This is a genomic window from Streptomyces sp. NBC_01481 (assembly GCF_026339995.1).
Taxonomy (GTDB): domain Bacteria; phylum Actinomycetota; class Actinomycetes; order Streptomycetales; family Streptomycetaceae; genus Streptomyces.
Map to the genome: position 1 here is coordinate 816100 of NZ_JAPEPT010000001.1, position 14218 is coordinate 830317.

Here is a 14218-nt window from a genome sequence, read left to right on the forward strand (position 1 = left end):
TCATGGATGCCTACCTCCGCCGTATCGGCGCGAGCCGCCCGCGGCGCGCCGATGCCGACGCACTGCGCGAGCTGCAGCTGCGGCACTTGCAGACAGTCCCTTTCGAGAATCTCTCCATCCATCTCGGCGAGGACATCGTGCTGGAGGAGAAGGCGCTCCTGGCCAAGATCGTGGAGGCCGGGCGCGGGGGCTTCTGCTACGAACTCAACGGCGCCTTTGCCGCGTTGCTGCGCGACCTCGGCTTCGGTGTCAGCCTCCTCCAGGGGCGGGTCTTCGGCGACGGGGGCCGCCTCGGTGTCCCGTACGACCATCTCGCCCTGCTGGTCGAGACGGCCGACTCGGCGGGTCCCTGGCTGGCGGATGTCGGCTTCGGCGACCACTGCCACTACCCGCTGGCGTTCGACGAGCGGGGGGACCAGGAGGACCCGGCCGATACGTTCCGGATCGTCGAGGTTCCCCAGAGCGGTGATCTCGATGTCCACCGGGACGGGAAGTCGCAGTTCCGCCTGGAGCGGCGGCCGCGCGTCCTGGATGACTTCCGGGCGGGGGCCTGGTGGCACAGGACCTCGCCCGATTCCCACTTCCCGCGGTCGCTCGTGTGCTCGCGGCTCACTCCGGAGGGCCGGATCACGCTCAGCGGCCGCAAGCTGGTCACCACCCTGCGGGGCGAGCGCCACGAGCAGCCGCTGGCCGACGACGCGGCGGTGCTCGCGGCCTACCGCGAGCACTTCGGGCTGGTGCTCGACCGCCTGCCGTCGGCTCCCGGCCGGGCGACCTGAACAATGTCCCTGTGAGTGCTGTGAGACATGTACTGGTGCTGCCCGACCGCGACGCCGCGGAGGAGACGGCCGAAGCCCTGCGGGACCGCTTCGGTATCGCCGATGAGCCCTTGCTCGTACGGGACGCGCTGGCAGGTGAGGACGATGCCGAGGACGCCCAGTGGCTGGTGGTCGTCGAGGACCCGGAGCGGCGGCTCGATCCGGTGAAGCTGGACCAATTCGTGGGGGAGTGGGACGGCTGGCTCGAGGGGCCGTGATGGTTGCGAGGTCGGGGGCGGTGTCAGTGGTGCGTGGGATGCTGGACCGCGATGGCCACCAGGAAGAATTCGACCGACGATCCCCTCGCCCCCGTCACGCTCGCCGTGGGCCAGGAGGACCTGCTTCTCGACCGTGCCGTACAGCAGGTGGTGGCGGCCGCCCGGGCCGCCGACGCCGATACGGACGTGCGCGACCTCACCGCCGATCAGCTGCATCCGGGCACCCTTGACGAGCTGACGAGCCCTTCGCTCTTTGCCGAGCGCAAGGTCGTCGTCGTGCGGAACGCGCAGGATCTGTCCGCGGACACGATCAAGGACGTCAAGGCGTATCTCGACGCGCCCGCGGAGGAGATCACGCTCGTTCTGCTGCACCCCGGCGGGGCGAAGGGGAAGGGGCTGCTGGACGCGGCTCGTAAGGCGGGGGCGCGCGAGGTCGCCTGCCCCAAGACGACGAAGCCCGCGGAGCGGCTCACCTTCGTACGCTCCGAATTCCGTGCGCTCGGGCGGTCGGCGACGCCCGAGGCGTGTCAGGCGCTGGTCGACTCGATCGGCAGCGATCTGCGGGAGCTTGCCAGCGCGGTGTCCCAGCTGACGGCCGACGTGGAGGGGACCATCGACGAGGCGGTCGTCGGTCGCTACTACACCGGCCGGGCCGAAGCCTCCAGCTTCACGGTCGCCGACCGTGCGGTGGAGGGGCGGGCGGCGGAGGCGCTGGAGGCGCTGCGCTGGTCGCTGTCGACCGGGGTCGCCCCGGTCCTGATCACCAGCGCGCTGGCGCAGGGGGTGCGGGCGATCGGCAAGCTCTCCTCGGCTCGTGGCGGGCGGCCTGCGGATCTCGCGCGTGAGCTGGGCATGCCGCCGTGGAAGATCGACCGGGTGCGGCAGCAGATGCGGGGCTGGACGCCGGACGGGGTGGCGGTGGCACTGCGGGCGGTGGCGGATGCGGACGCGGGGGTCAAGGGCGGCGGAGACGACGCGGAGTACGCGCTGGAGAAGGCGGTGGTGGCGGTGGCGCGGGCGGCGAGGTCGCGACGCTGAGCCCTGCGGTGGGCTTTTCCCCCACCCGCCCTCCCCCTACGGCCTGGCGGCCGTGGGAGGTACCCCATCCCGAACCGGGGGCAAGCCCCCGGACCCCCGGGGAGGTGGAGACGTGGGGGTACTTCGTACCCCCACGCCCCCGAAGCGCCGGCTTCGCGGCGCGAGTGGCTGACGAGGACGCCCAGGCCCGCCGGGCACACCCGCACCCGGGCCCGGCGCCATGCCCCGCCCCCGAAGCGCCGGCTTCGCGGTGCGAAACGCGGCCCCGGCGCCCCTGTGCCCCGGCGCACAACAAAGCGCCGCCTGCTCGGCGCCATGCGGCCTGGACCCCGAGCGCAGGTTCCGCGGCGCGCTGCAGTGGCGATGCTGCCCGGCGTGACGGCGCACCCTCGGTCCGGGGCGCCCCCGATCCCCGGCGCACCCCGAAGGGCCGGTCTCTCGCGGCGCCGAGCGGACGACCCACCCGGTGCCCGCCCCGCCCCCGAGCCCCCCAAACGCCGAAAGCCCCGGTCCCGTCCTGGGGAAGGACGGTGGCCGGGGCCACGGATCAAGCTTGGTGCGCCGCACCCGCGTGGCGAACGCAGGCCGCGTGCGGCGCGAAGGGTGCCGGGTCAGGAGCGGAAGAGAGGGCCCGCTGAGTCCCTACCGGCGACAATCAAGAGGTTCAGCCCTGCAGGGAGCCAACCTTGGCGGCCAGCGCCGACTTCTTGTTGGCGGCGGCGTTCTTGTGGATGACACCCTTGGAGACGGCCTTGTCCAGCTTCTGCGACGCCTCACGGACGGCCACAGTGGCCTTCTCGACGTCACCCGCTACGACAGCCTCACGGGCCTTACGGATCGCGGTCTTGAGCGACGACTTGACGGCCTTGTTGCGCAGGCGCGCCTTCTCGTTCGTCTTGTTCCGCTTGATCTGGGACTTGATGTTCGCCACGAAAGAGCCTTTTCAGGTTCGGTGAAACTTCGATCTCTGAGGTTGCGTCCCGCACTGAGAGGGCACGAGACACAGCTGCCCACGTTACCAGCCGTTCATCCGACGGCCCAAACCGGGCGCAGCCCCGCAGCCATGGGACGATAGAAGCTACGTATCGATCCGACATCGCCCGAGACGAGACGCCCCGCGTCTCAAGAATCAGGACCCTGCGTGCCCGCGACTCCTACCAACGTGCCCGAGCCGAGCCGTACCGCCCCGGCGCTGATCCGCAATTTCTGCATCATCGCGCACATCGACCACGGCAAGTCGACCCTTGCCGACCGGATGCTTCAGCTGACCGGGGTGGTCGAGCAGCGGCAGATGCGTGCTCAGTACCTCGACCGTATGGACATCGAGCGCGAGCGCGGTATCACGATCAAGTCCCAGGCAGTCCGGCTGCCCTGGGCGCCGACCGAGGGGCCGGATCAGAACAGGACCCACATCCTGAACATGATCGACACCCCCGGGCACGTCGACTTCACCTACGAGGTGTCGCGGTCCCTCGCCGCCTGTGAGGGCACGGTCCTGCTGGTCGACGCCGCGCAGGGCATCGAGGCGCAGACTCTCGCCAATCTCTATCTGGCGATGGAGAACGACCTCACGATCGTTCCGGTCCTCAACAAGATCGACCTGCCCGCCGCCCAGCCGGAGAAGTTCTCCGAGGAGCTCGCCAACCTCATCGGCTGTCAGCCGGAGGACGTCCTCAAGGTCTCGGCCAAGACCGGCGTCGGCGTGGAGGCCCTGCTGGACCGCGTGGTCCGCGACGTCCCCGCCCCGGTCGGTGTCGCCGACGCCCCCGCCCGCGCAATGATCTTCGACTCGGTCTACGACTCGTACCGCGGTGTCGTGACGTACGTACGAGTCGTCGACGGGCAGCTCAACAAGCGCGAGCGCATCAGGATGATGTCCACCGGCGCCACCCACGAACTCCTCGAGATCGGCGTCTCCTCTCCCGAGATGACCCCGGCCGACGGCATCGGCGTCGGTGAGGTGGGCTACATCATCACCGGCGTGAAGGACGTGCGTCAGTCCAAGGTCGGTGACACGATCACCTCGCTCACCAAGGGCGCAACCGAGGCGCTGGGCGGCTACAAGGACCCCAAGCCGATGGTGTTCTCCGGCCTGTATCCGCTGGACGGCTCGGACTACCCCGAGCTGCGCGACGCGCTCGACAAGCTGCAGCTCAACGACGCGGCTCTGGTCTACGAGCCGGAGACCTCCGCCGCGCTCGGGTTCGGCTTCCGCGTCGGCTTCCTCGGGCTGCTGCACCTGGACGTCATCCGTGAGCGTCTTGAGCGCGAGTTCGGGCTCGACCTGATCGCCACCGCCCCCAACGTGGTCTACCGCGTGGTCATGGAGGACGGCACCGAGCACACCGTCACCAACCCGAGCGAGTTCCCCGAGGGCAAGATCGACGAGGTGCACGAGCCGGTCGTACGGGCCACGATCCTCGCCCCCAGCGAGTTCATCGGCTCGATCATGGAGCTCTGCCAGACCCGCCGAGGCACGCTGCTCGGCATGGACTACCTCTCCGAGGACCGGGTCGAGATCCGCTACACCCTCCCCCTCGCCGAGATCGTCTTCGACTTCTTCGACCAGCTGAAGTCCAAGACCCGCGGTTACGCCTCCCTCGACTACGAGCCCACCGGCGAGCAGGCCTCCAGCCTGGTCAAGGTCGACATCCTGCTGCACGGCGACAAGGTCGACGCCTTCTCCGCCATCACGCACAAGGACGCGGCGTACGCGTACGGCGTACGGCTGGTCGCCAAGCTCAGGGAGCTCATCCCGCGGCAGGCCTTCGAGGTGCCCATCCAGGCCGCCATCGGTTCTCGGGTCATCGCCCGCGAGACCATTCGCGCCATCCGCAAGGACGTCCTCGCCAAGTGCTACGGCGGTGACATCTCCCGTAAGCGGAAGCTGCTGGAGAAGCAGAAGGAAGGCAAGAAGCGGATGAAGATGGTCGGCAGCGTGGAGGTCCCGCAGGAGGCCTTCATCGCGGTGCTGTCCAGCGACGAGGGCGGCAAGGCGAAGAAGTAGCCCAGGAGACATGACAAGCGAAAGCGTCCGCCGGGGGTCCGGACGGGCGCTTTTCGCGTGTCAGGCGGTCGCGTCCCCCGATACGTGAGACGTGCACCGATTATCGGTTCCGGCCCGTGATCCTGCTGTCTCTTCGTTATGAAGCGGCAGCCCGCAGCCTCTTACGCACCGGCTTGGTGCGCTCTACTCTGATCACGGCTCGATGGTTACTCGCCAGTTAAACAACCAGCCAGTCGTGCAGTGCTTGCCGCAGGCCCGGAGGACGTCGTGAGCGACACACAGACCCTGATCGAGAACCGACCGCCCTCGGTGGCGATCCTCTTCGCCGAGCGCGTGGCGGCCACGCCCGACGCCGAGGCCTACCGGTATCCGGTGGCCCCCGCCTCCGGTCATGGACCCGACGACTGGAAGTCGTTGAGCTGGGGCCAGGCCGCCGAGCGGGTCTACTCCATCGCGGCCGGCCTGATCGATCTCGGCGTACAGCCCGAGGAGCGGGTCGCGCTCGCCTCCTCCACCCGGGTCGAGTGGATCCTCGTCGACCTCGGCGTGATGTGCGCGGGCGGCGCGACCACGACGGTCTACCCGTCCACCAACGCCGAGGAGTCGGCGTACATCCTCGCCGACTCCGTCAGCCGGGTGCTGATCGCGGAGGACGCCTCCCAGCTCGCCAAGGCGCGTGAGAAGCGGGCCGATCTGCCGGAGCTGAAGCATGTCGTCGTCATCGACATGGCGGGCGTCGAGCCGGACGAGAGTGACCCCGAGGGCTGGGTCCTCTCGCTCGCCGACCTGGAGGCGCGCGGCGCGGATTATCTCGCCAAGCACCCGGAGGCCGTCAAGGAGCGGGTCGGCGCGATCAGGGCCGACCAGCTGGCGACGCTCATCTACACCTCGGGCACCACGGGCCGCCCCAAGGGAGTCCGGCTGCCGCACGACAACTGGTCGTACATGGCCAAGGCCATGGCCGCCACCGGCCTGATCGGCCCGGACGACGTCCAGTACCTCTGGCTGCCGCTCGCGCACGTGTTCGGCAAGGTGCTGACCTCCGGGCAGATCGAGGTCGGCCATGTCACCGCTGTCGACGGCCGCGTCGACAAGATCATCGAGAACCTGCCGGTCGTGCAGCCGACGTACATGGCCGCCGTGCCGCGCATCTTCGAGAAGGTCTACAACGGCGTCGCGGCCAAGGCGCGGGCCGGCGGCGGCGCGAAGTACAAGATCTTCCAGTGGGCGGCCGGGGTCGCCCGCGAGTACGCCAAGGCCACGCAGGACAACTACCGGCGTACGGGCACGGCCGGCGCGCCCTTCGGGCTGAGCGCCAAGCACAAGGTCGCCGACGTGCTCGTCTACTCCAAGCTCCGCGACGCCTTCGGCGGGCGGCTGCGCGCCGCGGTCTCCGGCTCCGCGGCCCTCGCACCGGACATCGGTTACTTCTTCGCCGGCGCCGGGATCCACATCCTGGAGGGCTACGGCCTCACCGAGTCCAGTGCGGCGTCCTTCGTCAACCCGGGCGAGGCGTACCGCACCGGCACCGTCGGCAAGCCAGTGCCCGGCACCGAGGTGCGCATCGCGGACGACGGCGAGATCCTGCTGCGCGGTCCCGGCATCATGGAGGGCTACCACGGGCTGCCGGAGAAGACGGCCGAGGTCCTGGAGCCCGACGGGTGGTTCCACACCGGGGACATCGGCGAGCTGTCCGCGGACGGCTATCTGCGGATCACGGACCGCAAGAAGGACCTGATCAAGACGTCGGGCGGCAAGTACATCGCGCCGGCCGAGGTCGAGGGCCAGTTCAAGGCGGTCTGCCCGTTCGTGTCCAACATCCTGGTGCACGGCGCGGACCGTAACTTCTGCACGGCGCTGATCGCGCTCGACGAGCCCACGATTCTCGGCTGGGCCAAGGAGAACGGTCTTGACGGCAAGTCGTACCCGGAGGTCGTGGCCACGAAGGAGGCCGAGCAGCTCATCGAGGGCTATGTGAAGCGGCTCAACGAGGGGCTGCAGCGCTGGCAGACGATCAAGAAGTTCCGGCTGCTTCCGCGGGACCTGGACATTGAGCACGGCGAGCTGACGCCGAGCCTGAAGCTGAAGCGGCCGGTCGTCGAGCGGGAGTACAAGGACCTGATCGAGGACATGTACGCGGGGTCACGCGAGGCGTAGGGGCGGGTCCGGGGCGGAGCCCGGCGGGAAGGCCCGGGCCTTCCCGCCAGGCTCCGCCCCCGCTACACGCACCTGCCGCGGCGCAGGTCCGTCAGGAGTTCCTCCATCCGCGTCAGCTGCATCCGCAGCTCCGGCACATCCGCCGGACCGCTGCGGCCCAGTTCCGTCTCTATCGTGCTCAGCCGCTCCGCGAGCTCGCCCAGCTGATCCTGCTCGCGCGCCAGCATCCGCTCCAACTGGCGGTTCTTGCGGTGCAGATCGAGGAACACGTTCACCTTCGCCCGCAGCACCCACGGGTCGAAGGGCTTGGTCAGAAAGTCCGCCGCCCCCGTCGCATACCCCCTGAACGCGTAGCCGCTGTCCGCCTCCGTCCCGGTCAGGAAGATGATCGGAACGTCCTTCGTCTGGTCGAGGCGCTTGATGTTGGACGCGGTCTCGAAGCCGTCCATGCCCGGCATCCGTACATCCAGCAGGACCACCGCGAACTTCTGCCGCAGCAGTGCCTTCATCGCCTCCTCCCCCGAACGCGCGCGGACCAGCGGCTCGTTGAGGGACCCCAGGACAGCCTCCAAGGCGACGAGATTGTCCTCCATGTCGTCCACCAGGAGGATGCTCGCGCGGTCGGCGGTGGTCGCCTCTGTGCTCATCGTGTCTGCCTCACGTGATCGTCGGTGGGACGGCCGGATCCCCATCGCCGGTTGACTGTCCCGGTATCGCGGGTGCTGCTCCAGGTGTCGCGCCGTCCGGTCCGCTCGTCCCGCTGCCCTCCGGGTCCAGCAGGGCGCAGACGACGGTCAGCAGACGGTCGACGTCCACAGGTTTGGGCACATATTCGTTCGCGCCCTGGGCGATCGACTTCTCACGGTCGCCGGGCATCGCCTTGGCGGTGAGAGCCACGATCGGCAGATCCGTCCACAGCGGGCTCCGTCTGATCGCCTCGATCGTCTCGTAACCGTCCATCTCGGGCATCATGATGTCCATCAGGATCAGTTCGACATCGGTGTTCCGCGCCAGCGTCTCGATGCCTTCCCGGCCGTTCTCCGCGTACAGCACGGGCATGCCCACCCTGCCCAGCACATGGGTGAGCGCGAAGACGTTGCGGATGTCGTCGTCCACGATGAGGACGCGCCGGCCCGCCAGGATCCGGCCCCGGCCCGACTTCCACGCCTCCAGCTTGGTCGTGGTCGGCCAGCCGTCGTCCAGGTCCGCGCGCTGCATGTGCTCGGCGTGATGGCGCTCCGGCGAGGTCATCGGCACGTCGTGGACGTCGTGGATGCCCAGGCCGTCGTGGGAGCCGTCGCTGTCGGCGCCGATGTGGCCGGGGTAGAGGACGGGGACGTACAGCGTGAAGGTGGAGCCGTGGCCCGGCTCGCTCTCCGCGATGATGCGGCCGCCGAGCAGCCCGGCGATCTCCCGGCTGATCGACAGGCCCAGGCCCGTGCCGCCGTATTTGCGGTTGGTGGTCCCGTCGGCCTGCTGGAACGCTTCGAAGATCACCGGAAGTTTCTCCGGCGCGATGCCGATTCCGGTGTCCGTGACGGCGAAGGCGATCAGGTCGTCGATGCCCTTGAGCAGCTTGTTGTCGGGGTCCTTGAGCCGGCTCACCCTCAGCTCGACGCGGCCGCTGGAGGTGAACTTGATCGCGTTGGAGAGCAGATTGCGCAGGATCTGCTGGAGCCGCTGCTCGTCGGAGTACATCTCGCGCGGTACGTCCTCGCCGACCGCGACCTCGAAGGCGAGACCGCGGTCGAGCGTGATCGGGCGGAAGGTGGCGTGGACGTAGTCAAGGAGTTTGATCAGCGGCAGCTTCTTCGGACGCACATCCATCCGGCCGGCCTCGATCTTCGACAGGTCCAGGATGTCGTTGATCAGCTGGAGCAGGTCGGAGCCGGAGCGGTGGATCGTGGTGGCGAACTGCACTTCCTGGTCGGAGAGATGGCCGTCCGGATTGTCGGAGAGCAGCCGGGCGAGGATCAGAAGGGAGTTCAGCGGCGTGCGCAGTTCGTGCGACATGTTCGCCAGGAACTCCGACTTGTACTGCGAGGAGGTGGCCAGAAGCGCCGCCTTCTCCTCCAGTTCGGCGTTGGAACGCTGCAACTCGGCCTGCTGACGCTGGAGTTCGTCGGAGCGTTCCTGAAGCTGGATGGCCAGGCGCTGGGACTCGCCGAGGAGCGATTCCGTACGGGAGTTGGCGATGATCGTGTTGATCGCGACGCCGATGGTGTTCACGAACTGGTCGAAGAAGGCCAGATGGACATCGGAGAAGCGGGAGAAGGACGCCAGCTCGATGACGCCGAGCAGCTTGTCCTCGAAGAGGATCGGGATGATGACGACGCTGGCGGGGGACGCCTCACCGAGCCCAGAGTTGATCTTGATGTAGTCCGGCGGGGCCTCCTCCAGGAGAATCCGCTTCTTCTCCAGGGCCGCCTGGCGCACAAGACCGTGTCCCGGCATGCCGGTCGTGTCGATGGTGGCGGACTGGGCCGAGCCGTACCCCGCGATGAAGGCGAGTCCCTTGGTGGTCGATGTCGTACGGGACGGAGTGCCGTCGCCGTCGGGGTCGGCCAGGAAGAAGGCGCCGTACTGCGCGTTCACCAGCGGGGTCAGCTCGCGCAGGATCAGGTCGGCGACCTCCATCAGATCGCGGTGGCCCTGCATCAGCCCCGCCAGGCGGGCGAGGTTGGACTCCAGCCAGTCCTTGGCGCGGGTGGTCTCGCGGAGGTTGGACACCATCAGGTTGATGTTGTCCTTGAGCTCGGAGACCTCGCCGCGGGTCTCGACGGTGATCGAGCGGGACATGTCGCCCTGGGCGACGGCGGAGGCGACCTCGGCGATGGCGCGGACCTGGGTGGTGAGGTTGAGCGCGAGCTCGTTCACATTGGTCGTCAGGCGCTTCCAGGTGCCGTACACGCCCTCGACGCGCGCCTGGCCGCCGAGCTGGCCCTCGCTGCCCACCTCGCGGGCCACACGCGTGACCTCGGAGGAGAACGAGGAGAGCGTGTCCACCATGGTGTTGATGGTGGTCTTGAGCTCCAGGATCTCGCCGCGGGCGTCCACGTCGATCTTCTTGGACAGGTCGCCCTGGGCCACGGCCGTCGCCACCTGGGCGATGTTCCGCACCTGCGAAGTGAGGTTGTCGGCCATGTAGTTGACGTTGTCGGTGAGGTCCTTCCACAGGCCGGTGACGCCGAGGACCTGGGCGCGGCCGCCGAGCCTGCCGTCCGTGCCGACCTCGCGGGCGACCCTGGTGACCTCGTCGGCGAAGGCGCGCAGCTGCTCCACCATCGTGTTGACGGTGTCCTTGAGCTCCAGGATCTCGCCGCGGGCGTCGACGGTGATCTTCTTGGACAGGTCGCCGTTGGCGACGGCGGTGGTGACCTGGGCGATGTTGCGGACCTGTGAGGTCAGGTTGGACGCCATGAAGTTGACGTTGTCCGTGAGGTCCTTCCAGACGCCGGAGACGCCGCGGACCTGGGCCTGGCCGCCGAGGTTTCCTTCGGTGCCGACTTCGCGGGCGACGCGGGTGACCTCGTCGGCGAAGGCGGAGAGCTGGTCGACCATGGTGTTGATGGTCGACTTGAGCTCCAGGATCTCGCCCTTCGCCTCGACCGTGATCTTCTTGCCGAGGTCACCCTGGGCCACGGCCGTCGACACGAGCGCGATGTTCCTCACCTGTGAAGTGAGGTTGTCGGCCATGAAGTTGACGTTCTCGGTGAGGTCTTTCCAGACGCCGGAGACGCCGCGGACCTGGGCGCGGCCGCCGAGGTTTCCTTCGGTGCCGACTTCGCGGGCGACGCGGGTGACCTCGTCGGCGAAGGCGGAGAGCTGGTCCACCATTGTGTTGATGGTCGACTTGAGTTCCAGGATCTCGCCCTGGGCGTCGACGGTGATCTTCTGGGACAGGTCGCCGTTGGCGACGGCGGTGGTGACCTGGGCGATGTTGCGGACCTGTGAGGTCAGGTTGGACGCCATGAAGTTGACGTTGTCCGTGAGGTCCTTCCACACGCCGGACACGCCGCGGACCTGGGCACGGCCACCCAGCTGGCCCTCTGTGCCGACTTCGCGGGCGACGCGGGTGACCTCGTCGGCGAAGGCGGAGAGCTGGTCCACCATTGTGTTGACGGTGAGCTTCAGCTCCAGCAGCTCACCGGTCGCCTCGACCGTGACCGTACGGGTCAGGTCGCCGCGGGCGACGGCGGTGGTCACCGCCGCGATGTCCCGCACCTGCGCGGTCAGCCGGGAGGCCATGGTGTTGACCGCCTCCGTCACATCCCGCCAACTCCCTGACAGGCCCTGGACCTTGGCGCGTCCGCCTAGGCGGCCCTCGGTGCCCACCTCGCGCGCGACCCGGGTCACTTCGCCGGTGAAGAGCGAGAGCTGGTCGACCATCTTGTTCACGGCGCGGCCGAGCCGCCGCAGATCTCCGCGCAACTGGCGGTTGCCGTCGTGCAGATCGACCCGCTGGGTCAGATCGCCGCCGGCCACCGCGTCCAGCACCCGGGTGGCGTTCGCCGCGGGCACCACGAGGGCGTCGAGGAGCGCGTTCGTACTGTTCACGCCGGAGGTCCAGGCGCCCTGGCCGGGGCTCGCCGCCAGCCGGTCGTCCAGGCGTCCGTGCCGTACGACTTCCCTGCGTACGCGCGTCAGTTCATCCGTGAAGTGCTGATTGCGCACCGCGATCTGGTTGAACATCGCCGCCAGCTCGGCGGACATCCCTTCATGCGTCTCCGCCACCCGTATCTTGAAGTCCCCGTCCCGCAGGGCCGTCATGGCGGCCAGCAGAGGCCGGAGCTCCGAGACCCGGATCCAGGCACCGTCGGGCGGCGGCTCGGCACCCGGCCGGGATCCCGACGGGGCGGGCAGCCCGGAGGACTGGGCGGGCGACAAAGCACTCTGTTCGTTCATAACCGCCCACTTCAGTGACTCGGCGCTTATGGGCAGGCTCAGTCTGTCACTCTGTCGGTGTCATAAGCGGCGCATTGCCAGAACCGACCAGGAGCCGCACAGTGGGGCCCGTTCCGATGCAGCGAGACACCGTCCAGCGCCCAACCCCGTTGTACCCATTACGGGATGACGCGCGGTCGGTCTCCCGCACGAGCCTGCCCGGAAACCCTCTCGCGCCCTGTGCGGCGCGACGTTTCGTACGAGCCGCACTCGCCGACTGGACCAACCTCGGACTGCTCGCCACCTGCGCCTTCTGCCGGGGCACGGCGGGCCGCGGGGGCTGCCCGCCGGGCAGGCACAGTACGGACCGGCTCGCAGACGATGCCGTACTCGTCGTCAACGAGCTCGTGACAAACGCGGTAGTCCATGCGGGCACCACCGTCGAACTCCTCTGCCGGCTCGATGAATCGGCCGAGGGCGAGCCCGCCGCGCTGGTGATCGAGGTCTCCGACCACCACCCCGCCAGGACCGTACGCAACGAACCGCACAGCGAGGACCGCATCGGCACCCCCGAGTACGGACGCGGCCTCCATCTCGTCGGCGCCCTCGCCGAGCGCTGGGGCATCACCTATCGCGCCGCCCTCAAGACCGTCTGGGCCCGCCTGCCCGTCGACGGCCTGGAGTCCTGCCCCGTGCCGGGCGCCGAACCCGCGCTCCAGCGCGGGCTGCGCGCGGCCGAGATCCTCGCCCCCACGCCGCGGCGCACCGCCCGCGAGGACCCGGACTGGATCAGCCGAGGGGCGCTCTCCTTTCTCGCCGAAGCCTCCGACTTGCTCGCCGGACAGCTCGACGAGGACATGGTCGCGGCGCTCGCCGCCCAGCTGCTGGTGCCGCGGCTCGCCGACTGGTGCGCGATCTGGCTCGACGGCGAGGGCGGACACCCCAGGTGGGGAACGGGCCGCCCTTCGGGAGCCGCGCCCCGGCTCGCGCGGGTCTGGCACAGTGACGAGTCCCGGATCGAGGAACTGCGCGAGATCCTGAGCAAGGAGCCCCCGCGGCTGCCCGACACCCCACGCAACGGCCCTGTGCCGATCCCCTGGCCGCGCGAGGGCGAGCCGGGCGCGGGCGAGGGGACGGTGCTGGCCTTCCGTCTCGTCACCGGCGGGCGCGGTCTCGGCACGCTGCTCGTCGCCCGGCAGGGCCTGGCACGTGTGCCCGACGAAGTGACCGCTCTGATCGAGGACTTCGCGCGGCGGCTCGCCCTCGCGATCGGCGCGGCCCGGCAGTACACCCGGCAGGCCACCATCAGCAAAGTGCTGCAGCGGGGGCTGCTGCCCGGCAAGGTCGGCGAGATCCCCGGCGTGGACCGCTTTCTTGTGTACGAGCCGAGCGACGACGGAGTCGCGGGCGGCGACTTCTACGACATCTTCCCGGCGAGCTCCGGCGGCCGCTGGTGCTTCATGCTCGGCGACGTCCAGGGCAGCGGTCCCGAGGCCGCCGTCGTCACCGGCCTCGCCCGGCCCTGGCTGCGGCTGCTCGCCCGCGAGGGCTACCAGGTCGGCGAGGTGCTCGACCGGCTGAACGGACTGCTGCTCGACGACGCCATGGAAGCGGCGGAGGCGGCCGCGCTGATGGTCGCCGCGGCCGGCGGCCAGGGCTTTCCGGAAGGGCCGCAGGCCCGGTTCCTGTCCCTGCTCTACGGCGAGCTGGTGCGCTCGCCCCTGGGCGGTGTGCGGTGCACCGTCGCCAGCGCCGGGCATCCGCTGCCGCTGCTGCTGCGGCCCGACGGCACGGTGCGTACGGCGGCGGAGCCGCAGGTGCTGCTCGGGGTCGTCGACGAGGTGGCGTACCAGAGCCAGACCTTCGACCTGGAGCCCGGTGACACGCTGCTCTGCGTCACGGACGGGGTGACCGAGCGGCGCTCGGGGGCGCGGATGTTCGACGACGGCGACGGGCTCGCGACGGTGCTCGCGGGCTGCGCGGGGCTTACGGCGCAGGGGATCGCGGAACGGATCAAGCAGGCGGTGCACGAGTTCGCCGAGACGCCGCCGGGGGACGATCTCGCGCTGCTGGTGCTGCAGGCGATGTAAGCCTCG

Annotated in this window: 9 protein-coding genes; 6 read left to right on the forward strand and 3 right to left on the reverse strand. The window is 69.3% G+C overall.

All coding sequences use genetic code 11. The annotated features are described in order from the left end of the window. Window positions 1-2: 2 nt before the first annotated feature. From OOK40_RS03785 to holA, 3 genes are read left to right on the forward strand one after another with little or no spacing between them, the layout of a single operon-like run. Window positions 3-779, forward strand: coding sequence for an arylamine N-acetyltransferase (locus OOK40_RS03785; protein ID WP_266476458.1), 777 nt, complete (start codon window positions 3-5; stop codon window positions 777-779). A gap of 11 nt (window positions 780-790) precedes the next feature. Next, entirely contained in the window at window positions 791-1036 is a 246-nt protein-coding gene (locus OOK40_RS03790) for a hypothetical protein (protein ID WP_266476459.1), read from the forward strand. A 51-nt stretch (window positions 1037-1087) separates the two neighbouring features. Continuing rightward, on the forward strand, window positions 1088-2074 hold the full coding sequence (gene holA, locus OOK40_RS03795; RefSeq protein ID WP_266476460.1) for a DNA polymerase III subunit delta: 987 nt from the start codon (window positions 1088-1090) through the stop codon (window positions 2072-2074). A gap of 664 nt (window positions 2075-2738) precedes the next feature. Here holA and rpsT read toward each other — a convergent pair. Beyond that, complete coding sequence (gene rpsT, locus OOK40_RS03800; protein WP_266476461.1) at window positions 2739-3005, reverse strand: 30S ribosomal protein S20; 267 nt, start codon at window positions 3003-3005, stop codon at window positions 2739-2741. A gap of 210 nt (window positions 3006-3215) precedes the next feature. Here rpsT and lepA point away from each other — a divergent pair, with 210 nt between their 5' ends. After that, a complete protein-coding gene (gene lepA, locus OOK40_RS03805; protein WP_266476463.1) occupies window positions 3216-5081 on the forward strand; it encodes a translation elongation factor 4 in 1866 nt (621 codons plus the stop codon). Window positions 5082-5348: 267 nt separating this feature from the next. Continuing rightward, window positions 5349-7238 carry a long-chain fatty acid--CoA ligase gene (locus OOK40_RS03810; protein WP_266476464.1) on the forward strand — a complete coding sequence of 630 codons (1890 nt, stop codon included), beginning with the start codon at window positions 5349-5351 and terminating at the stop codon, window positions 7236-7238. A 62-nt stretch (window positions 7239-7300) separates the two neighbouring features. On the opposite strand, the gene OOK40_RS03815 is transcribed toward OOK40_RS03810, so the two are convergent. Beyond that, window positions 7301-7885, reverse strand: a complete 585-nt coding sequence (locus OOK40_RS03815) for a two-component system response regulator (protein ID WP_266476466.1) — start codon at window positions 7883-7885, stop codon at window positions 7301-7303. A gap of 10 nt (window positions 7886-7895) precedes the next feature. After that, window positions 7896-12008 (reverse strand): HAMP domain-containing protein, encoded by a 4113-nt coding sequence (locus tag OOK40_RS03820; protein ID WP_266478851.1) that lies wholly within the window; start codon window positions 12006-12008, stop codon window positions 7896-7898. A 251-nt stretch (window positions 12009-12259) separates the two neighbouring features. Here OOK40_RS03820 and OOK40_RS03825 point away from each other — a divergent pair, with 251 nt between their 5' ends. Continuing rightward, on the forward strand, window positions 12260-14212 hold the full coding sequence (locus OOK40_RS03825; protein ID WP_266476467.1) for an ATP-binding SpoIIE family protein phosphatase: 1953 nt from the start codon (window positions 12260-12262) through the stop codon (window positions 14210-14212). The last annotated feature ends 6 nt before the right edge of the window (window positions 14213-14218 follow it).

Coding starts and splice junctions, on each gene's coding strand:
- OOK40_RS03825 (WP_266476467.1), top strand. CDS start 12,260: ATGCAGCGAGACACCGTCCAGCGCCCAACCCCGTTGTACCCATTACGG.
- OOK40_RS03785 (WP_266476458.1), top strand. CDS start 3: ATGGATGCCTACCTCCGCCGTATCGGCGCGAGCCGCCCGCGGCGCGCC.
- OOK40_RS03820 (WP_266478851.1), bottom strand. CDS start 12,008: ATGACGGCCCTGCGGGACGGGGACTTCAAGATACGGGTGGCGGAGACG.
- holA (WP_266476460.1), top strand. CDS start 1,088: ATGGCCACCAGGAAGAATTCGACCGACGATCCCCTCGCCCCCGTCACG.
- OOK40_RS03815 (WP_266476466.1), bottom strand. CDS start 7,885: ATGAGCACAGAGGCGACCACCGCCGACCGCGCGAGCATCCTCCTGGTG.